Raw genomic sequence first — 20,693 nt, 5'->3', positions numbered from 1 at the left:
ATTTGCCCTTGCATTGTTGTCCCCTGAGGAAATCATGGCCTATACCACTTTTTCGCAAAATAAAAATAACCAGTTGCTTGAACCGATGTTCTTTGGTCAATCCGTTAACGTGGCGCGTTTCGACCAGCAAAAACACGCTATTTTCGAAAAACTGATTGAGAAGCAATTGTCATTTTTCTGGCGTCCAGAAGAGATAGATGTCTCCCGTGATCGTATCGATTACAACGCACTGCCAGATCATGAAAAACACATTTTTATCAGCAACCTGAAATACCAGACCTTGCTGGACTCAATTCAGGGCCGCAGCCCTAACGTTGCCTTACTGCCGCTTATCTCAATTCCAGAACTGGAAACCTGGGTGGAAACCTGGTCATTCTCAGAAACCATCCACTCACGCTCGTACACCCATATCATCCGTAATATCGTGAATGATCCGTCGATAGTTTTCGATGATATCGTGACCAACGAAGAGATCCTCAAACGCGCAAAAGATATCTCAGCCTATTATGATGATTTGATCGAAATGACCAGCTACTACCACCTGCTGGGGGAAGGCACCCATCAAGTTAATGGTAAAACTGTCGTCGTCAATTTGCATGAGCTGAAAAAACAGCTTTATCTGTGTCTAATGAGCGTCAATGCGCTAGAAGCCATCCGTTTTTATGTCAGTTTCGCCTGCTCCTTTGCTTTTGCGGAGCGCGAATTGATGGAAGGCAATGCCAAAATCATCAAAATGATTGCCCGCGATGAAGCCCTGCATTTAACTGGTACCCAGCATATTCTTAATTTGATGCGTTCTGGCGAAGATGACCCGGAAATGGCCGAAATTGCCGTAGAGTGCCAACAGCAGTGTTATGACCTGTTCGTTCTGGCCGCCCAACAAGAGAAAGAGTGGGCTGAATACCTGTTCCGTGACGGTTCCATGATTGGTCTGAACAAAGAGATTCTGTGTCAGTACGTGGAATACATCACCAATATCCGCATGCAGGCGGTGGGGCTGGGTGTGCCGTTTGCTACTCGAACCAACCCTATTCCGTGGATCAACTCCTGGTTAGTGTCTGATAACGTGCAGGTGGCACCGCAGGAAGTTGAAGTCAGCTCTTATCTGGTCGGTCAAATTGATTCAGAAGTCAGTGCTGACGACCTGAGCGATTTCGAGCTGTAATCCATGAAATCCATTATCAAGTTGAGCACCACCGGTGTTCAACTTAACCGGCCCGCGAACAGCCGTAACTTGCTAGAAACGCTTGAATATCATCAGGTACCCATCGAATACCAATGCCGCTCTGGCTATTGTGGCTCCTGCCGCCTGCGCTTGCTGAAAGGCGAAGTCTGCTATTCGCAGCAACCTTTAGCTTTTATTCAGGCCGGCGAGATCCTGCCCTGTTGTTGTCAGCCAAAGGGCGATATTGAAATCGAGCTTTAAGCAGATAGATAAATCAGCCAATCGGATTTCACCTATAATCAGCCTGTTGAATAGATGATATTTTTGCATCTGGAATTAAAATCATAGGGACAAAAGATGAAAAGACTGTCAATCGCCATAACCAGCCTGTTAATGGCCGCCTCTGCCAGCACTATTGCCGCTACTGAGCCACCACTTAATCAACAACAGCCGTTAGAGAAGATTGCGCCTTATCCTCAAGCTGAAAAAGGCATGAGCCGCCAGGTCATTTTCCTCGAGCCACAAGAAGACGAAAGCCGCTTCAAAGTTGAATTGCTGATCGGTAAAACCATTGAAGTTGATTGCAACCGCCATATGCTCGGTGGCAATCTGGAAACCAGAACCTTGTCTGGCTGGGGCTTTGACTATTTGGTGATGGATAAAATCTCCGAACCGGCCTCAACCATGATGGCTTGCCCGGATAACAGCCGCCATCCACAATTTGTCGCCGCCAATCTGGGGGACGCCGCTATGCAGCGCTATAACAGTCGCCTACCGATCGTGGTTTATGTACCAAAAGGAGTTGATGTGAAATACCGCATTTGGAAAGCAGGCAAAGATGTAAGAAACGCGCAGGTAAAATAAACCATAAGCAAAATCATTAAAAACCCACATTAAAAATACCCATTCAACTGAGTGGGTATCTAAATTATGTCGCTAATAACCTGCTCATGGTGCATAGCTGCTTGCAGTCAGGGTATGAGCAAGGAACTGAGGCATTTTAGGCGGTGGATAAACGCCAGCAAATTCAGGGTTAGAATCAACAAAATCAGGCATTATAGTTATCAGGTGTGTCACATCGTCATCGATAACGGGGGCATCCGCCTGCATGGCATCAGTGGCTGAAAAAATAAAATCGTTCGCATCGAGTTGTTCAACATCCAACCCATCCAAATACATCAGGTTGATACTCTCCCCTTCAGGGTTGAGCGCTGAAGAGTCAACATTTACTCCCTGGATAAGTGCAAGCCCATTAATAATCACCGCGTTTCTTTTCGTCACCGTTAATTGACTAAAACTCCGAATCCCCACGCCACTCAAATCAATTTTATCAATACCATGTCGGAACCCCCGAACAGCATTACCAAAGTCCGTTTTACCCTCTTGCTGTAACACCACAAACACACCAGGCTCTGCATCCTTACGCTGATAGACCGTTCCCGCGAGTGAGGCAATCATTTTACCATTTTCCCCAACAGTTAAACTGATGCCACTGGCCCCTCCGTCGAGCATAATCCCCATTTGCTCGGGTTCTGCTGGCACTGAGTCATTTATCGATACCGTGCTGTTTACATAGCCGACGGGGGCGCTAAAGGTATTCTGAAAGACAAAATTTTGTGGCCCTAACGTATTAATTTGTCGATTCTTAATAAGAATACTTTGCTTATCTGGCAGTGATATTCCAATGTCACCCCGCTGTTGTCTTAAGCGTAACTCACCGAATGTTAAACCTGAGAAACCTACCAGGTGGATAGTTTCTCCTTTGTTGGCATCAAAATTGATTATCTCATCCCGGCCATTGGCGCGCTGACGAACCACAAAAGCGTCTTTACCTGTGCCCCCTGTTAGCACATTTTTGCCCCGCCCACCATCGAGCAAGCTACCACCACCACCCGCAGTGAGGCTATCGTCACCATCACCACTGATCAAATTATGGATAGTCTCCGGTGAGCGAAGCGTCAGATTAGCCCCGCCTAACTTAGCGTTCCCTCGGGCTAAGTTAGCCACAACATCGCCGGATATCGCCGCCATATTCAGCGTATTACGCCCACCAGCCGTCCCATTAACGGCATCATTAAGCAGCATGCGGGCGGGTTGCCGCGCAGCTTGGTCGGCAAACTCGTCGGTATAAAAGTAGGTATCATCTGCACTCAGATTGTTACCAAACAGCCGTAATGACCAACTATTCAACCTGATGGGTAAACCATTACTGGCATCTTTAACCGCTAATCGCCATATCCCACCCGAGTTCTCACCCCGATGATGTGTAGACATAAAGGTATAGTTAAAATCGCCTGCAAGAGTGCTACCGGTATCCGTAGCATGGGGGCTATCTGCGCTTTTTTTTCTGCCAACACCATCAACCAAAATACTTTCACTGCCACCCGGCGAGAGTAATCTCACGGTCAAATCCCCCAAGCGACCTACATTGGCGCTAAAATCAACTTCGACCTGCTCAACATTGAGATCATCGGCCAAAGTAAGATATGAATCGTTTGTTTCCCCAGCAGATAGCCTACCTCCTGCCGGGTAATCATAGCTGTTCTCCAATACCTGTTGATTAGCACCGGTCTGTTGGGGGATCCATGTTTCAGCCAAACGTACTGCCGCCCGCGCATCCACGGCACCAAAACCGTAATCATGGCTCACATGCATACCGCCACCATTCCAATTTTTGGCATTATTGCTGCGCCATTGGGTGCCTGAATCATCCACCCGACGAGCCGACAAAGCGAGGATCTGTTGCACATCGCGGTAACCCAGATTCCGATTGGCCTGCAACATCAATGCGGCAATCCCTGAAACTATGGGGGCGGCAAAACTGGTTCCTTGTTCAGTGCTGTATCTGGCACCAAACACGGCACCACGCTCGGTTTCAAGCTGGTTGCTGCTGGAAATAACCTGACTCCCCGGAGCCGACACGAGCAAACTGGCGCCAGGGTTAGAGAAAGGCACTGACCGCGGCTGAAGGGTGGAAAGATCAGCCAACGCCTTGACCGCCCCAACCTGAATACCAAAGCGGCTGTTATTGATGAGTGAACCCTGCGCGCTGCCACCCTGTTCACGCTGATTACCTCCCGCACTAACAATAATGGTGCCTAATCCGCCACGGCCATTTTCCGCAGCATATTGCAGTGTCATGTTCAGTATATTCGGTAAATTAACACTGTTGCCCGGTAAGTTACTCAGAGCAAAATCATGGGCGAAGCCCCAACTGTGATTAACCACATCATAACTGGACATCTTACCCAGGGTGGTAAAATCCGCCCCCTCGTTGCTAAGATAGTGCCCGCCTAAAGTGGCATCATAGGCCACTCCCACCCCACCGAGATTATTTCTTGCCGCCACCATCACACCGGCCACCATCGTGGCATGGTTGGAAACATCGGCGGGCAGTGTTCCGGCGCTCCGTTGTGTTTCTAGCCAGGAGGGGTCAACATTGGCGCTTAAATCAGGATGCTGAATATCAAAAATCTCTGGGCCGGTGGCGAACTGCCCGCCCGGTTCAAACTGACCAATGCGTACACCTTTACCGGTATAATCAGACCAGACAGGTATCACATTGATTTTATTTAAATAAGTTTGTTTGGCGACCAAGGGATCTTGCGGGATATCGGGTGTTAATAGCGTTACCGTTGCCTGCATCAGCGCAGATTCTCCGCTGGATAAATCAACCACAGAAATAGCCTGCTCACCGGTGGCACTCTTTACTTGATATTTAAAACTCATTACTCCCGTGAATGTTCTATCAGGTGTGAATATTACATCCTTTTGAAGAGTAAGCTTGACCGTGCCGCCCACCGCATCGCCGACCGAAGATAGGTAGCCAGGCGTTCCTCCATTAAACTGTAAATCGTTGGCGAGCAAACGGGCAGCCGGAATACGCTGCGCCCAGTGCCGATGAATGGCTCTGCCTGTTTGACTAAACGACAACACATCATCGACTGGAATAATATTATTGGTATTCAGATCTACCGCAGAGATATCAGCAAAATTCAGTTTTTGAATATTTTTCAGTGTCAGGGTGCCATCACGACCCGCCACGCTATCCCTTATCTGGTAGCCACTGTCAGTGCGGGTAATGGCGTAATCCGCATAGCTGCCATGCAGGGTGACCAGATTGATACCGCCGCCACCATCAATGAGCGCATTGCCCTGACCGGCCTCAATCACATCATGGCCCTTATTGCCATAAATGCGATCTGCCCCACCGCCAGCGTGGATAATACTGCCCTGCTCAGCGGCATAGATGGTATCGCCCTGTGATCCGGCATAAATAACCGCTTTACCGCTACCGCCGACAATACGGTTCTTGCCACTGCCACCGGCCAGTACGTCATTACCACCGCCGCCGACCAGTGTGGCGTTGCCGTTACCGCCTTTAATAAACACACTGTTATTGCCGCCACTGACAATAATGTCGTCACCATCGCCGCCCTGCGCAATAGTGATACCACTGCGCGCCATATTCAGCGCTACCCCTTTATCGCCGACAATCAACACCGTATCGCGCCCGCCATTGCCACGAATTCGCGTTGGATCATCACTGGCGCTGATAACAAACACATCGTTGCCGCTCTTACCAATATAGGTATTACTGCCACCGCGCCCGACTAACCAACTGCCTTTAGGGCTGGCGGTTAAGATGTCATCCCTGCTGCCGCCATAGATATTATTTGTTTTCAGAATATTGGCTGATAACGCAGCGCCTTTATCAGCAAGATGCACATAAGCGGTGGTGGTCGTTTCAGCGGTGACAGAACGAATAATTGCCCCCTCATTACCACGCTTAGTGACGGTGTTACTCACCGGTGAACTGACAAAATTCACCGCCAGCATTTCTTGCAGTTTGCCGTTAATCACAAAAACGCCACGCGCCAGCACCCTATTGCCCTGACGATTATCCTCAACCGCGTTAGCATTAACTTTGATTTGCGTAATCCGCCAGTCATCCAGCGTTTTCAACTCACCGGGATCGACCCTGCCGTTATGGGCGCTATCCTGCCAAATACGCAATTTGTGCCAGATTGGATCATGTTTATCAATCGCGCCATTGCTATCGTCATCTTCACTGGCCAGTGCGGCAAAACCGTCCTGATAGCGTTTTTCCCCCGGCTGCCCCTTCACACCGGCCGTGCCACCGTAATATTCCGAATACATTTGGCTGATATTGTCGATTTTCCCGCTGCCATTATCGAGCACCAACATACCGGTATCCGGCCCTGCCCAGCCGGTGCGTTTCAGCGTGCCACTGTTATCGGTATCAAACAGCACCCCATCTTCAATGCCGGTCATGGAGACCCCCTTGCCACTTAAATCCAGCAGCAGCGGGTCAACATAAGTGTTTACCGTGGTTTGTGCTGATAAGCCATTAAGCGTGGCGGCATCAAACAGCCCGGTTTCCGGCAGCATATAACTGGGTCGTTCCAGATAGTAATCAGATAAATAGCGGCTGGGCTGGATATTGGGATCAAGCTGAACTTCACCCGGGCGAACCCCGCCCGATGCCATAGCGCCCATCTGCACCGAGGCAAAATCGGTTTTATCCAGGCTGCCGTCAGTAAAGGAGAAACTGTGAGTGGGTTTATTCACCAGATAGCCGTTGGTGACATCGCGCTGGGCTTGATCTTCATCGGCAATGCGCTGAACCGCTTGTGGGGTTGGGGTGATATTGATGTCGATATTGCACATCTCGGTTGAGACTGGTGCGACTTCTTCGTCGGAGCTAAAGAGTTGGCTGGTACTGCTTTTGGCTAAGGCCCAATAGCCTGGGAGAGAATCCATTCTGTCCAACCATTGGCGGGTGCTTTTTTGGGTATCATCAGGACCAAACGACGAGCTGTAAGCCATCAATTGATAGGTTTTAAACGAGTGCTTTAGTTCTTCAAATGGCCTGCCGCCTGTGCTCAACGTCTGTTCCCAATAAATTGGCCGACTATCTTCAGTCATCGCGTTGAAAACCTCGGTTAACGTCCAGGCCTCAGCGGGTAATCCATGCTTCCTAAAGACGCTATTGTGAAACTGTGCGACTTGCTTATGGCCAATATCACCATAGATAATTCCTGTCGAGCTATCGCCCAGCCTGTTTTGTTGGGTATTAAGATAGCCGTGCGCCATATCATAACGAATATGCTTAATATCCGTTTCAGTGAGGTGTTTATTATGACGGACCCCCACACTTTCCATATTGTGAATAGCCATGGCACCAGCGATAGAATCCCCCCTGGCTACACCATTGGCTAATATGGCATAGCGATCGCCTTTGCTGGCTAAAAAATCATACATCGGGCCGGGGTCTTTACTCTCCTTATTTGCTTCTAATAATTGCCGGGCGCAGGCCAGATCGGCGGCATTAAGTTGTAACTTACCTGCATTGCTATTTTGCTGTAGCATAATTATCTTCCTTAACGTTTAATATGCGATAAAAGAAATTGTTGAGTACTGCTAACAATGGCTCTCCATTGCGGTAATTTCTCTACTGTAAAAATGACTTCAACCAGTGAGCCTATTTCTGGCATCACAAAACGGGCCTCACAGATATAATATCTTTTCTCTAACGGCAGCCACTGACAGTCAAATACCACCGGCACTTGCCCGTTAACTTCTGCCCAGTAATAACCATTAACATCCTCATCAAACCAATAAGGGCTATTCCTATCCTGTGGTTCTGCCCGGAATAATTTTCTGGTGGCTTTAACGAAAAACAGCCCTAATTTATCGATATAAACAACCGAATCAAAGGTTCTATCATTCTGTTTTCTTAGAAAAAAGTCACGCTTATAGGTGATATCGGTATCGGATCGTTTAAATGGCTCGACGCTGATTGCTAATCCCTCATACTCCAGCCCCTGTTTATACCATTTCGATTTATCCCCCGGCTGCATATCCGGCCAACTGGCGATCATGGGTAAAGAGGTAAAATTGGCATCACAGCCTTTTTTATTTTTAGTAAAGCCAGGCGTCCAGGAACTTTTCCCTTCATATTCCGCCCAGTAGATAATATATTCTTTAGGCACTTCCATTACATGATCATTAAATTTACCACAAACAAAACCGGGGCGGTTTTCGGCAAAACTGAGTGGTGACATTAGCAGAAAAGCCATTATCAATAATGTGACAAAATATCTCAATCGTGTTTTATCACATAACAAACTACTCATATTTATCTTAGGGAACATAATTACCTTCCTTAACGTTTAATATGCGATAAAAGAAATTGTTGGGTATTACTGACAATGGCTTGCCACTGTGGTAACTTTTCTGCTGTAAAAGAAACCTCAATAAGTGAGTCAATTTCCGGCATCACAAAAAGGGCCTCACACCTGTAATACCTTTTCTCCAACGGGAGCCAGACACAATCAAATATCACTGATATCCTCCCGTTAACTTCCGCCCAGTAATAACCATTAATATTCTCATCAAACCAATAAGACCAATAAGGATCATTTTTATCTGGCGGAGGGCCTCTATTTAATTTTTTGGTGGCTTTAACAAAAAACAACCCTAACTTATCGATATAAATAACTGGTTCAAAAGTTATATCATTTTGTTTTCTTAGAAAAAAATCACGCTTATAGGTGATATCAGTATCAGAACGTTTAAATGGTCTGACACTTATAATTAGCCCTTCATACTCCAGTCTTTGCTCATACCACAGATTCTGATCCCCCGGTTGCATATCCGGCCAACTGGCTATCATGGGTAAAGAGGTAAAATTGGCATCGCAGCCTTTTTTATTTTTAGTAAAGCCAGGTGTCCAGGAACTTTTCCCTTCATATTCCGCCCAGTAGATAATATATTCTTTAGGCACTTCCATTACATGAACATTAAATTTACCACAAACAAAACCGGGGCGATTTTCGGCAAAACTGAGTGGTGACATTAGCAGAAAAGCCATTATCAATAATATGATAAAATATCTCACCAGTGTTTTATCACATAACAAACTACTTATATTTATCTTAGGAAACATAATTACCTTCCTTAACGTTTAATATGCGATAAAAGAAATCCCCTAGTAGATGTGGATATTTCCTTACATTGCGGTAGTTTATTTTTATGAAAAGGAACATTAACCGACGATTGTATCTTTGGTAAAACAAACACAAGCCAGCAGTCAGGATAACATCTCATTTTTGGCATGTGATGGCATTTGATAATAATTGGCACTTAACATAACTAAAATATAAATAATTACGAATCATAATAAAACCGCCCGATTCAAGTAATTCAAAAAAATCGATATAAGTCAGCACCTACGCAGTTAAATAGATAAAGTGAAAATAACGCAAGTGTAAAAATAAAACAAGAAATAAAAATAAAACAACAGAGCAGCAATAAATATAAAACCAGGGTAATAAATAATATGAATATAATAAAAAAGGCGCAATTTAAATACGCGCCTTTATATTATAATCGAGAGTTATTGATTAACTACAAAATCTTAACCACATCCAGCCAGCCATGCTGACCGCACACCGGGCGACCATTCAACCAACGGCGCACCATATCCAGCGCCAGCATCGCACTGCTTTCCTGGCGAATACGCAGACCATGACGGCTGGCCTGATAACGTACTGTTTGAGCAAATGTTCCTTCAGGGGTATACAGAGCCACGCTCAGGTGATCATTTTGCATAGCGCCGACCGCCAGCACCACTTGCGCACCGCACAACATAGATAACGATTGTGCACGGCAGGCAATCTCGTCTAATGTCTCCTGACAATGCGCCGGTAGCAATTCACCGCCCGCCAATGGCACACCAGCACTCTGCAACTGCCAGTTCATCAACCCGCCGGTAAATTGTTCGCTCACCGCCAGTAGCAAGCCGCGTTGGTTCAATTGCTCAGCTAACAATGCCGGCAACCCTCGCGTACCTTCAAATAGGGTGCTGTTCCCCGCCACTTCCCTCACCTGCTGCCATACCTGTTCCATCGCCTGATGTTGCGAGGCAGGACCGGTCAGCTTCAATTCAATAATCGGCGCAGATGAACGGTAGCCTAACACCACCCCCTCAGGGAGTCGCAGTGGGTCCAGTTCCTGTGCCAAATCACTTTCCGAGCGGCCAAAAGTGGTCATACGTAAGCATAATGGGGGTTCGGCCACATCAAAATGTTGACGTAAACGTGGCATGATTTGCTGTTCAACCATTACTTTAAACTCTGATGGCACGCCGGGTGTGAAGAACATCAGGCACTTATTTAGCCGTAACGCGAAACCGCACGCTGTACCTACTGGGTTATCCAGCATTTCAGCATTAGCCGGAATATGTGCCTGTTTACGGTTAGTCGCCGACATCACCCTGCCGCGCTCATGGAAGAAAGCCTCCATACGCGCGATCCATTCCGGGTGTTCAACTAGCTCCGTTCCGGCGGCGCGTGCGGCGGCCAGAGCGCTCAGATCATCACTGGTTGGCCCCAGCCCGCCGTTGACAATCAACACATCAGCAACCTGACTGCGTTCGGTCAGCACTTCTATCAGTGCCGAAAGTGAGTCACCGACCGTTTCCCTACTGCTGATTGGCAAGCCTTGATTAAATAAATAGTCAGCCAGCCATGCCGCGTTGGTATCGATAATCTGCCCATGCAGCACTTCATCTCCGGTACTCAACATCTCAACTCTGATCATTTTTTTCTCCGTCAGTGCTTATATATTCACTTTATGAATCTGATTACATAAACACAACGTTTATCTATTATCTGAATAATTAACCCCGATAAAAGTCGACTCTTCAATACACCAACAAACGTAACTATAAGTTTACACCTTGCGTAACGTCCATTTGACACAAACAGGGCAATCCACTACCCTGCTGCACTCAATAATTCCAATAAATTGTCATGTAGTAGAGGAAAGCGTGAAGAATCGCACTCTGGGCAGTATATTTATCGTTGCCGGCACCACTATTGGTGCAGGTATGTTGGCGATGCCATTGGCAGCCGCAGGCGTGGGTTTTGGTGTCACACTTGCATTGCTTATTTCTCTTTGGATATTAATGTGTTACACCGCTTTACTGCTAGTTGAAGTTTATCAGCATGAAGCGGCAGATACCGGGCTTGGTACTTTGGCCAAACGCTATCTTGGCAACCGGGGCCAATGGTTGACTGGTTTCAGTATGATGTTTCTGATGTATGCCCTGACTGCTGCCTATATCAGCGGCGCCGGTGAATTACTGGCAACCAGTATCAGCCAATGGACGCAACAATCGTTTCCGACCTCACTCGGCGTATTACTGTTTACACTGGTCGCGGGCGGTGTGGTCTGTATCGGCACCCACTCAGTCGACTTATTCAATCGTATCTTATTTAGCGCCAAAATCATTTTTCTGATTGTGATGCTGGCACTGATGATGCCACATATCGAAAAAACCAACCTACTGACACTGCCGCTGGAACAAGGGTTGGCACTGTCCGCTATTCCGGTGATATTCACCTCATTTGGCTTCCACGGCAGTGTGCCGAGTATCGTCAATTACATGGGCGGTAATATTCGCAAGTTGCGCTGGGTATTTATTATCGGCAGCGCTATTCCGCTGGTTGCCTATATCTTCTGGCAGTTGACCACGCTTGGGGCTATTTCCTCTCATACCTTTGTCGGTATTTTGGCGCAACAGGCGGGTTTGAACGGCTTATTACAAGCGGTACGCGATGTCGTGGCCTCACCTCACGTTGAGCTGGCAGTACACCTGTTTGCAGATCTGGCGCTGGCTACCTCATTCCTTGGTGTGGCCTTAGGGTTGTTCGATTATCTGGCCGACTTATTTAAACGTCGTAATTCAGTACGAGGCCGCCTGCAAACAGGGGTTATCACCTTCACCCCCCCGCTGCTGTTTGCGCTGTTTTACCCGCGTGGCTTTATTATGGCATTGGGCTTTGCTGCGGTGGCGCTGTCAGTTCTGGCATTACTGCTGCCTGCAATGCTGGCGTGGAAAGCCCGTAAGGTCCATCAAGGGCACTATCGGGTCTGGGGTGGGAAACCAGCACTGGCTGCGGTATTTGCCTGCGGTGTGATGGTCATTGCTATTCAAGTGGGGATAGTGACTGGCGCATTACCGGCTGTCGGCTAATACCCTCCCCAATTAAAAGGGCGCATATCCTGTCAGGAATGCGCCCTTTTTTAATCAAATATTACTCATGTATTATCCAAAGTAATTGGAGTCGCAGGTAGGCAGCAAGCGAACGCATCCCAATGAGCTTACACAAGTAAGTGATTCGGGTTCGCAAGCGAAGCTAACACCCCTGTGGCTTCAAGAACGAAGGATAATCAAAATGCTAAGCCAGCGCCGATATACACGCCATCCGCCACACGGTTATCCCGATGTCCGTCTTTACCTTTCATATTGATATAGCGGTAACCGGCATCCACGGTTAACGGGCGGAATACACTCCAGCGCAAGCCACCGTTAGCTTCGCTATAGGATTTCATGCCACTGGTCAGCTCTTCCGGGGCGAAATAACCTTCACCGTACAGAGTGAACGATTTGTTGATCGGATAGGTTAACCCACCGCCAATCGCAATTGCACCACCGCTGCTACCGTCTTCCGGTGACATATAGATACCCTTGCCACCGACTGTTGCCATCATTGGGCCGAGGGGGAGGTTGAAGCCCAGCCCCAGTCCGTAGACATCACCATCGTGATCACTACGTGCCCAGTTACCATTGATAGCCAAACCGCCAGTGTTGGTGCCCATGCCAAAACCTAAATTAGTGTAATCACTGCCGACTTCACCATTAAAACTCACGGCACTGGCGGAACCCGCCACAAACAGCAGGCTGGCTGCACACGCGATTAAATGCTTTTTCATATTTTTCTCTCGTTATTCGTGATGTCACCCGTGAGCAAACTCTGGCCGACAGGTTTTTCCTGTCCGAGTTTAACCGAAAAAAACAGCATAAACATACCAAAAACCGATTAAATACCACAGTAATTCAAATGATTGTAAATATTTAAGCTATAGGTCCGTATTATGCTAACAATAACAACGATAAGGTATGCCTATTTGCTGAATACAACCAATAAGGCTACAACTAGTGTGGAGATCAAAGAATAACCCCTTGTTGTTGTTTAAATTATTATTTTGTCAATCAGGCTTTTGGCGCGATGTAATGCTGTAAAACACCTAAGAAAGCAATCAATTCAACAGCCATACTGGAGAAAATGATGAGCAAAAAGAAAGGATTAACTACTGCCGCGGGCGCACCCGTTGTTGATAATAATAATGTCGTTACTGCGGGCCGACGTGGACCAATGCTATTACAAGATGTGTGGTTTCTGGAAAAACTGGCCCATTTCGATCGTGAAGTGATCCCAGAACGCCGCATGCATGCTAAAGGCTCCGGTGCCTACGGTACCTTTACTGTTACCCACGATATTACCCGATATACCCGCGCAAAGATTTTCGCAGAAATAGGCAAACAAACCGAAATGTTTGTCCGCTTCTCAACGGTGGCTGGTGAACGTGGTGCTGCCGATGCCGAACGTGATATTCGTGGCTTCGCCATGAAATATTATACCGAGGAAGGGAACTGGGATTTAGTGGGTAACGATACGCCGGTGTTCTATCTACGTGACCCGCTGAAGTTCCCTGACCTGAACCACGTGGTTAAACGTGACCCTCGCACTAACCTGCGCAACCCTATTTATAAGTGGGATTTCTTCTCCCAACTCCCTGAGTCTCTGCATCAGTTAACGATCGATTTCAGTGACCGTGGTCTGCCAAAATCTTATCGTCATATGCATGGGTTCAGCAGCCATACCTTCAGTTTTATCAATGCCAATAATGAGCGTTTCTGGGTTAAATTCCATTTCCGCTGCCAGCAAGGCATTGAAAACCTTATGGATGATGAGGCTGAAAAACTGGTTGGAACTGATCGGGAAAGCTCCCAACGTGACCTGTATGACGCTATTGAGCGTAAAGACTTCCCGCGCTGGAATCTACAAATTCAGGTGATGCCAGAACATGAAGCCTCACAAACACCTTACAACCCGTTTGATCTGACCAAAGTGTGGCCACACGGCGATTACCCACTGATTGATGTTGGTTTCTTCGAACTGAACCGTAACCCGGAAAACTACTTTGCCGAAGTTGAGCAAGCGGCATTTAATCCAGCTAACGTGGTGCCGGGGGTGAGTTTCTCCCCTGATCGGATGTTACAAGGCCGGCTGTTCTCCTACGGCGACGCTGCACGCTATCGCTTAGGTGTGAACCATCATCAGATCCCTGTCAACAGTGCTAAATGCCCGTTCCATAACTACCATCGCGATGGCGCAATGCGTGTTGATGGTAACAGCGGTAATGGTGCAACTTATGAGCCAAACAGTTTTGGCCTGTTCCAGGAACAACCTGATTTCAGCGAACCGCCATTAACACTGGAAGGCGCAGCAGATCACTGGAATCACCGTGAGGATGATGATTACTTCTCCCAGCCACGGGCGTTGTTTAACCTGCTGAGTGAAGAGGAGCATCAGCGGATGTTTACCCGCATTGCCGGTGAGTTGTCACAAGTACCGGAAGAGATTCAGCGCCGTCAGGTGGCGTTGTTTACTCAGGTTCACCCGGATTATGGTGATGGGGTTAAAAAGGCGCTGGGGCTAAATTAGCATTATTATTGTAACCGATTAGGTGATCAGCTCAATTGATGGTTGCCAGCGATCAGGTTCGGTTGTTAAAGCACCGAGTTAACAACCGAACCCTGTCACCTAATCGTCTATCAACCGAACCCGATCATCAAATCAACTTAGCCACAAAATCAATAACCGCCTGTCTGGATACCTTAATCCCCCCCAGCTTAAGCGCCGCCGGTAAGCGGTAAAACGCAATTGGTCGTTGGAATACCGCCAATTGTGGTATCAGCCAATCTGATAAACTCACCTCATCCACCTCATCGGCAGCATCTATCACCGCGACCGGTCGGTGGCCGAATTCAGCATCAACCATCGGCACGACGAAAGCTTGTTGTATCCCCGGATACTGTGACAAAACCCGCTCAATATCCTCCGGCTGAATGCCCTCGCCACCACTGAAAAACAGATTATCCAACCGCCCGAGAATATGCAGTTCACCTTGCCGCCACATCCCGCGATCACGGGTATGAAACCACCCTTCGCTGTCGGTTATGGGCTGCAACTTTCCCTGCTGCCAGTAACCCGCCGCAAGGCAATCTGCTTTTATCCATACTTCATCTGCTACCAGTTTTACCTCGCGCCCCGCCAGCGCAACCCCCACACTGGGCAAGCCATCGGCACGTTTGGCACAAACCGTTGAGGCCGACTCCGTCAGCCCATAACCGCACCAGCAGCGGATGCCACGGGTTTCGGCATGCTCCGTCAGCGCAGTTGGAATAGCCGCGCCCCCCAACAAAACCTCTTTCAGTGTTAGACGAGTGTCAGTGTTCGCTAACAAACGCCACAGTTGGGTTGGCACCAACGATGCATGGCTACATCCGGCCAGAGCATCATGCAATGCCATCCCCTCCTGCAACACCAAAGTGGCCCCGGCACTCAGCCAGCGCCAGACAATACCCTGCCCCGAAACATGAAACAGCGGTAACGACAGCAACCAGCTATCCGTCGAGGTGAAACTCATCAGCTTTAATATGCCATCGGCGCTAACCAGATGCGCCGCCAGCGAATGCACTGCGGCTTTGGGCAAACCGGAAGAGCCCGACGTTAATGTCATCGTCGCCAGCCGTAGACTATCCCAGACAACCGGTGTCATAACGGAGTTATCGGTATCAAGTACCAGTGGCGTGAAGCAGAGAGCCGCTGACAGCGGGGCTGCCAGGTTCAGCACAAAATCAATATCCAACTGGGGCAGAAGCTGTGCCAGCAACGCATCAGGTAACTGTGGATTGAGCGGTAAAACGCGCGCGCCACACTGCAATGCCGCCAGATAGGCCATCAACAATGTGTGACTATTCTTACCACGCAGTACCACACCACTACCGGGGGCGACACCTTGCAGTTGAAAACCTGCCGCCAGGCTATCGATATCAGCCGCCAATTGTTGCCAACTGATCAGTTGTGACCCCGAGCGGATGGCGATCGCCTGAGGTCGCAGATTGGCCCAGTATTTCCAAGGAGAAGAGTAAGTCCAGGGAGAAGAATATTGCCAGGGCCAATCATTCAACTGTGCCATAGCACGGCCAACTGTTCGGTTGTCACCATAGGCAAGGGACTCTCCGGCCACGGACGGACTAACTGTGCCTGCATCAGGTTCAGTGTATCCAACCCCGGCACGGTATCCGGTGTCAGCCAATCAGCCAGCCGTGCCAGTTGGGTTAAGCCAAGACTGGATTCAATGCTGGAACTGATCACCGCCACTAATCCCGCCTGATGCGCTTGCTGCACCAGTTGCTGACAGCGGCTGATGCTGCCCACCAGCGTCGGTTTGATAACAATCGCTACCACGCCGGGTTCGGCTTCAACCTTAAAATCAGCCTCACGCACACTCTCATCCCAAGCGATAGCAATCCCCGTGTCACGGGCAAACTCTCGAGACTCGGCGCGGGTTTTACAAGGTTCTTCCAAAAATGCAATGCGTGCACGCAGTTCAGGATTGACATATTTCGCAAACCCATCAGCTTTCGCCCGCGTCCAACTACGATTGGCATCCAGCCGTAGTGTCAAATCCGGCAAAGCTTCCAGCAGCACATTAACAATCATGCCATCACGCACCGCTTCATACAGCCCGACTTTCACCTTGGCGACTTTTTCCCCAGGCAGTGCTTGTAACACTGCAAATAGCTCATCTGGATCACCGGTGCACAGTGGTGCTTTGCGGTAATTTGCCGCTAATGGCAGCGTTTGATTCAGCTCCGCCAGCGCACAACTAAGGCCAAAAGCAACTGATGGCAAAGCATCAAATTCAGGTTCTGCCCCATTCACCCAGTTTTGCAGCCAATGCTGTGTCACAACCTGAGCTTCAGGCAGGGTTTCCTGGCTGAACTCCGGTAAGGGGGCAATTTCTCCCCAGCCAATCTGGTCGCCCTGCTGTAATTTAACCAATAGCCCATCGCGGCTTTTCAGCCGCTGGTGGCGCAATATCACTCCCGCTTCCATCGGAAGGCTATAGTGGTAAAGCGTGGCCGCGCGCATTACGGATTACGCTTGAATTTGCTGAAGTCCGGCTGGCGTTTCTCATTGAATGCGTTACGCCCTTCCTGACCTTCGTCGGTCATATAGAACAGCATCGTGGCGTTACCGGCCAACTCTTGCAGACCCGCCTGACCATCACAGTCAGCATTCAATGCGGCTTTCAGGCAGCGCAGTGCCATGGGGCTGTTTTGCAGCATTTCACGACACCAACGCACGGTTTCACGTTCCAGTTCAGCGATAGGTACCACGGTATTCACCAGCCCCATATCCAAGGCTTGTTTAGCATCATATTGGCGGCACAGGAACCAGATTTCACGCGCTTTTTTCTGGCCGACAATACGCGCCATATAGGCCGCACCCCAGCCGCCGTCGAATGAACCGACTTTTGGCCCGGTCTGGCCGAAAATAGCGTTATCGGCGGCGACGGTTAAGTCACACATCATGTGTAATACATGACCGCCACCAATGGAATAACCCGCGACCATTGCCACGACCGGTTTCGGGCAGGTGCGGATCTGGCGCTGGAAATCCAACACGTTCAGATGATGGACGCCGCTGGTATCTTTATAACCGCCGTAGTCGCCACGGACTTTCTGATCACCACCGGAACAGAACGCTTTGTCGCCTTCGCCGGTCAAAATGATCACGCCGATATTGTCGTCATAGCGGGCATCAGCCAGCGCCTGAATCATCTCTTTAACCGTTAACGGGCGGAATGCGTTACGCACATGGGGGCGGTTGATGGTTATCTTGGCAATACCATCGCTGGATTTGTGATAACGAATATCTTCAAATCCAGTAGAGCAATCCTGCCAGTCGATAGCGGCGTACAACTGTTCTTCGCTCGGATAAAGCATAGTAAGCATTCCTTTAACGGGGGAGTGACAAAAATGAAGACTGTGATAAAAATGAAAGTACCTGCGCGGCAAAAGCACCGGGATTCGCCCGATGTGCATTGTGTCCGGCACGTGCCAGTGTGCGTAATGGCAACTGGTATTGAACAGCCAATTGCTGGAATTTATGGTCGCGAGCGCCACACAGATAAGTGTAAGGGACCGTGAGCCGTTGTAACGCCGGTAGCAGCCAAGGTTGATGGCCGAGTGACGTTGCTTCGAGCATATCAGCGACTGATGGGCCATGATTGTCCGCCCGCAGTAACACCAATTTCTCGCGCTGTTGTGGGTCTAAATCAGCAAATACATCCTGTTGATACCAGTCAGCCAGCACCAGCGGCAACGGCTCTTGGCGAAAACGCTGGCCCCACAGGCGGTCTTGCTGCAAGCGTTTTTCACGCAATTCAGTGCTTTCCAGCCCGAGGTTACCCCCTTCGACCAATAAGCCCTGCAAACCATGATGGCTACCATAGCAGGCGTGATACATCGCAATTCGCCCCCCTAAAGAGTAGCCTGCCAGCCAATATTCGCGAATACCGTTAGCCTGTAACGTTTGTACTAACTGACGGCTGATATCCGCAAAACCACAGGTAGTCCCGGCGGCCGATTTACCGTGGCCGGGCAGGTCTATCAGCAGCGAGGGATAATCGCCACATAACTCAGCAACCGGCAACCAATCCAGACCACTGCCTAACAAACCATGTAACCACACCAACCATGGCCCACTATGATGCCGGGCGGGAGACTGCGGGTGGGGATCGAGTTTACGGCAAGCCAGCGTCATAATTGGGCCACCTGTTGCACCAGTTGTTGCAGTGTTTCTGCCCCCTGACTGGGCGGCACCACGATTTCAATCAATGTAACGCCACCTTGCAACCAGCATTGCGCCACCTGTTGTTGGAGCTGGGGCCAGCTATCCGGTCGAGCATAATGCAGACTGAACATAGCTGCGGCGTGCTCAAAACTCACATCTTGCGGCATACAATAAAAGCGCTGGCGGTCTGCTTCTGGGGTAGGCAACAACGAGAAAATCTGCCCACCATTATTGTTCACCACCAGCAACACCGTAGGGGCCGAGCTTTGGCGCAATAAGGCGAGAGCATTAAGGTCATATAAGGCCGATAAATCACCCACGATAACCAACGTCGGCTTAGCGGTTGCACGCTGAACACCGGCTGCCGTTGACAATAAACCGTCGATGCCACTGGCACCACGGTTACTGTAAACCGGATAGCCAGCAGGCAGTTGGCCCAACGCATCAATCAAACGCACAATTAAACTGTTACCGACAAACAACTGACCATTATCCGGCAATAATTCTGCCAGTTGATGCGCGACCGCGGCTTCGCTAAATTGCTCATTCAAGGCTTCAGCCACATGGGCTTGAGCATTCTCCGAGCAGACGGTCAGCTCACCGGCCCACGGCGTGCGACGCTGTGCTGGATGTTCCTCCAGCCATGTATTCACCAGTGAAATAATTCTGCGGCCACGATGATTCGCCGGATCGAGGCGACCGGGCAGGTTATCGACCAACCAGTACTCTTGCGGCTGACACCCAGCCTGCCATTGCAACAGCCGTTTACCGGTCAGGCTGCTACCCAATTGCAGCACAATCTGCGCCTGCGAGAGAATAGTTTTAGCGGTGGGATGCCCAAGCCATAAGTCAGCACAAGGTAGCGGCTGACCGGTTTGTGACAACACATCACCGATCAGCGGCCAACCGAGCAGAGCAGCCCATTCAGCCAGTAGCTGCCCCTCTTGTGCCGTCATGCGCCCGGCAATCACCACTCCGCGCTTTTGTCGCCAGAAAAACCAGTCCGCTTGCTGGCCTTGTGGCACAGATAAGGATTGACGCAGCCACGGATGGCACTCCTGCCACCAGTCGCCTAAGGTGGCAGACCATTCGGCATAGGCGTGCTCATCACCACCATACAAGGGTTCGGCAAACGGGCAGTTAATGTGCAAGCCACCGTGCTGTAATTGCGCCATCGCATTATCGAGTGTGGAAACCAGCCAACTGGCAGAAATATCGGGGGTCGGACGCGGCAGATTGAGGCTTAGTGTAGGGTGGCTGGCAAACAGCCCTTGTTGACGAATAGCCTGATTGGCACCGCAATCAATCAATTCTGGCGGACGATCTGCGGTCAATAACACCAGCCGCTCACCGGTCAGCCCGGCTTCAATCAGAGCAGGATAAAGATTGGCGGCGGCAGTACCGGAAGTGACAATAACGGCCACAGGCTCGGTGGAAGCTTTTGCCAGACCTAAGGCCAAATGGCCCAAACCGCGCTCATCAAAATGGGTATGACAAACCAGCGCAGGATTGGCCGCTGCCGCCAGTGTTAACGGCGTCGAGCGGGAGCCGGGAGCAATACAGATATGACGCACACCGTGGCGGGTCAAGGCTTCCAGTAGCAACGCCGCCCAACGACGGTTAAAAACACTTGTCGACATGGTTCGCTCAACAGTCAGTTAACAGACACTGCGACCCCGATAATCAACATGAGGATAGTGCTTCATCCTGTTAAAAAAGCCCGG

General features: G+C 49.5%; 15 protein-coding genes. 5 read left to right on the top strand and 10 right to left on the bottom strand.

Annotated elements, in window-relative coordinates; all coding sequences use genetic code 11:
- Positions 1 to 34 precede the first annotated feature (34 nt).
- The 3 genes from nrdB (at position 35) to eco (ending at position 2,029) form a co-directional block, all read left to right on the top strand.
- Positions 35 to 1,165 carry a class Ia ribonucleoside-diphosphate reductase subunit beta gene (gene nrdB / locus V1953_RS06850; protein WP_083158298.1) on the top strand — a complete coding sequence of 377 codons (1,131 nt, stop codon included), beginning with the start codon at positions 35 to 37 and terminating at the stop codon, positions 1,163 to 1,165.
- Positions 1,166 to 1,168: 3 nt separating this feature from the next.
- Positions 1,169 to 1,426, top strand: a complete 258-nt coding sequence (yfaE, locus tag V1953_RS06845; protein WP_102970384.1) for a class I ribonucleotide reductase maintenance protein YfaE — start codon at positions 1,169 to 1,171, stop codon at positions 1,424 to 1,426.
- 96 nt (positions 1,427 to 1,522) lie between these two features.
- On the top strand, positions 1,523 to 2,029 hold the full coding sequence (eco, locus tag V1953_RS06840) for a serine protease inhibitor ecotin (RefSeq protein WP_442850779.1): 507 nt from the start codon (positions 1,523 to 1,525) through the stop codon (positions 2,027 to 2,029).
- 84 nt (positions 2,030 to 2,113) lie between these two features.
- Here eco and V1953_RS06835 read toward each other — a convergent pair whose 3' ends face one another.
- The 4 genes from V1953_RS06835 to V1953_RS06820 form a co-directional block, all read right to left on the bottom strand.
- A complete protein-coding gene (locus V1953_RS06835) occupies positions 2,114 to 7,558 on the bottom strand; it encodes a S8 family serine peptidase (protein WP_442850778.1) in 5,445 nt (1,814 codons plus the stop codon).
- Positions 7,559 to 7,569: 11 nt separating this feature from the next.
- On the bottom strand, positions 7,570 to 8,268 hold the full coding sequence (locus tag V1953_RS06830) for a hypothetical protein (protein WP_442848331.1): 699 nt from the start codon (positions 8,266 to 8,268) through the stop codon (positions 7,570 to 7,572).
- Positions 8,269 to 8,354: 86 nt separating this feature from the next.
- Entirely contained in the window at positions 8,355 to 9,062 is a 708-nt protein-coding gene (locus V1953_RS06825) for a hypothetical protein (RefSeq protein ID WP_442851306.1), read from the bottom strand.
- Between the two features lie 536 nt (positions 9,063 to 9,598).
- Positions 9,599 to 10,792 (bottom strand): nicotinamide mononucleotide deamidase-related protein YfaY, encoded by a 1,194-nt coding sequence (locus V1953_RS06820; RefSeq protein ID WP_442850777.1) that lies wholly within the window; start codon positions 10,790 to 10,792, stop codon positions 9,599 to 9,601.
- A 229-nt stretch (positions 10,793 to 11,021) separates the two neighbouring features.
- Between V1953_RS06820 and tyrP the strand changes: the two genes are divergently transcribed.
- Positions 11,022 to 12,230: a tyrosine transporter TyrP gene (gene tyrP, locus V1953_RS06815; RefSeq protein WP_083158282.1), complete on the top strand. Its 1,209-nt coding sequence runs from the start codon at positions 11,022 to 11,024 to the stop codon at positions 12,228 to 12,230.
- A 197-nt stretch (positions 12,231 to 12,427) separates the two neighbouring features.
- On the opposite strand, the gene V1953_RS06810 is transcribed toward tyrP, so the two are convergent.
- Positions 12,428 to 12,970: a YfaZ family outer membrane protein gene (locus V1953_RS06810; protein ID WP_442850776.1), complete on the bottom strand. Its 543-nt coding sequence runs from the start codon at positions 12,968 to 12,970 to the stop codon at positions 12,428 to 12,430.
- A 356-nt stretch (positions 12,971 to 13,326) separates the two neighbouring features.
- On the opposite strand from V1953_RS06810, the gene V1953_RS06805 reads away from it, so the two are divergent.
- Positions 13,327 to 14,766 carry a catalase gene (locus tag V1953_RS06805; protein ID WP_193784627.1) on the top strand — a complete coding sequence of 480 codons (1,440 nt, stop codon included), beginning with the start codon at positions 13,327 to 13,329 and terminating at the stop codon, positions 14,764 to 14,766.
- A gap of 127 nt (positions 14,767 to 14,893) precedes the next feature.
- On the opposite strand, the gene menE is transcribed toward V1953_RS06805, so the two are convergent.
- Genes menE through menD form a run of 5 tightly spaced genes read right to left on the bottom strand, consistent with a single transcriptional unit; the run spans position 14,894 to position 20,609 of the window.
- The gene (menE, locus tag V1953_RS06800) at positions 14,894 to 16,303 is read right to left on the bottom strand and encodes an o-succinylbenzoate--CoA ligase (RefSeq protein ID WP_442850775.1); all 1,410 of its coding nucleotides are present in this window, start codon (positions 16,301 to 16,303) and stop codon (positions 14,894 to 14,896) included.
- Complete coding sequence (gene menC / locus V1953_RS06795; RefSeq protein ID WP_083158278.1) at positions 16,291 to 17,262, bottom strand: o-succinylbenzoate synthase; 972 nt, start codon at positions 17,260 to 17,262, stop codon at positions 16,291 to 16,293. The genes menE and menC overlap by 13 nt, the downstream gene beginning before the upstream one ends.
- Complete coding sequence (gene menB / locus V1953_RS06790; protein ID WP_005191245.1) at positions 17,262 to 18,119, bottom strand: 1,4-dihydroxy-2-naphthoyl-CoA synthase; 858 nt, start codon at positions 18,117 to 18,119, stop codon at positions 17,262 to 17,264. The genes menC and menB overlap by 1 nt, the downstream gene beginning before the upstream one ends.
- Before the next feature lie 13 nt (positions 18,120 to 18,132).
- On the bottom strand, positions 18,133 to 18,942 hold the full coding sequence (gene menH, locus V1953_RS06785; protein WP_442851305.1) for a 2-succinyl-6-hydroxy-2,4-cyclohexadiene-1-carboxylate synthase: 810 nt from the start codon (positions 18,940 to 18,942) through the stop codon (positions 18,133 to 18,135).
- The gene (gene menD / locus V1953_RS06780) at positions 18,936 to 20,609 is read right to left on the bottom strand and encodes a 2-succinyl-5-enolpyruvyl-6-hydroxy-3-cyclohexene-1-carboxylic-acid synthase (RefSeq protein ID WP_442850774.1); all 1,674 of its coding nucleotides are present in this window, start codon (positions 20,607 to 20,609) and stop codon (positions 18,936 to 18,938) included. The genes menH and menD overlap by 7 nt, the downstream gene beginning before the upstream one ends.
- Positions 20,610 to 20,693 lie beyond the last annotated feature (84 nt).

This window comes from Yersinia sp. 2541 StPb PI (genome assembly GCF_052217145.1).
Lineage (GTDB): Bacteria > Pseudomonadota > Gammaproteobacteria > Enterobacterales > Enterobacteriaceae > Yersinia > Yersinia enterocolitica_E.
The sequence above is the reverse complement of the archived record's forward strand: the minus strand, read 5'-3'. Positions and strand labels throughout refer to the sequence as shown.

Excerpts from the sequence above, each read along its gene's own strand:
- nrdB (WP_083158298.1), top strand. The coding sequence starts at position 35 with ATGGCCTATACCACTTTTTCGCAAAATAAAAATAACCAGTTGCTTGAA.
- yfaE (WP_102970384.1), top strand. The coding sequence starts at position 1,169 with ATGAAATCCATTATCAAGTTGAGCACCACCGGTGTTCAACTTAACCGG.
- eco (WP_442850779.1), top strand. The coding sequence starts at position 1,523 with ATGAAAAGACTGTCAATCGCCATAACCAGCCTGTTAATGGCCGCCTCT.
- V1953_RS06835 (WP_442850778.1), bottom strand. The coding sequence starts at position 7,558 with ATGCTACAGCAAAATAGCAATGCAGGTAAGTTACAACTTAATGCCGCC.
- V1953_RS06830 (WP_442848331.1), bottom strand. The coding sequence starts at position 8,268 with ATGGCTTTTCTGCTAATGTCACCACTCAGTTTTGCCGAAAACCGCCCC.
- V1953_RS06825 (WP_442851306.1), bottom strand. The coding sequence starts at position 9,062 with ATGGCTTTTCTGCTAATGTCACCACTCAGTTTTGCCGAAAATCGCCCC.
- V1953_RS06820 (WP_442850777.1), bottom strand. The coding sequence starts at position 10,792 with ATGATCAGAGTTGAGATGTTGAGTACCGGAGATGAAGTGCTGCATGGG.
- V1953_RS06810 (WP_442850776.1), bottom strand. The coding sequence starts at position 12,970 with ATGAAAAAGCATTTAATCGCGTGTGCAGCCAGCCTGCTGTTTGTGGCG.
- V1953_RS06805 (WP_193784627.1), top strand. The coding sequence starts at position 13,327 with ATGAGCAAAAAGAAAGGATTAACTACTGCCGCGGGCGCACCCGTTGTT.
- menE (WP_442850775.1), bottom strand. The coding sequence starts at position 16,303 with ATGGCACAGTTGAATGATTGGCCCTGGCAATATTCTTCTCCCTGGACT.
- menC (WP_083158278.1), bottom strand. The coding sequence starts at position 17,262 with ATGCGCGCGGCCACGCTTTACCACTATAGCCTTCCGATGGAAGCGGGA.
- menB (WP_005191245.1), bottom strand. The coding sequence starts at position 18,119 with ATGCTTTATCCGAGCGAAGAACAGTTGTACGCCGCTATCGACTGGCAG.
- menD (WP_442850774.1), bottom strand. The coding sequence starts at position 20,609 with ATGTCGACAAGTGTTTTTAACCGTCGTTGGGCGGCGTTGCTACTGGAA.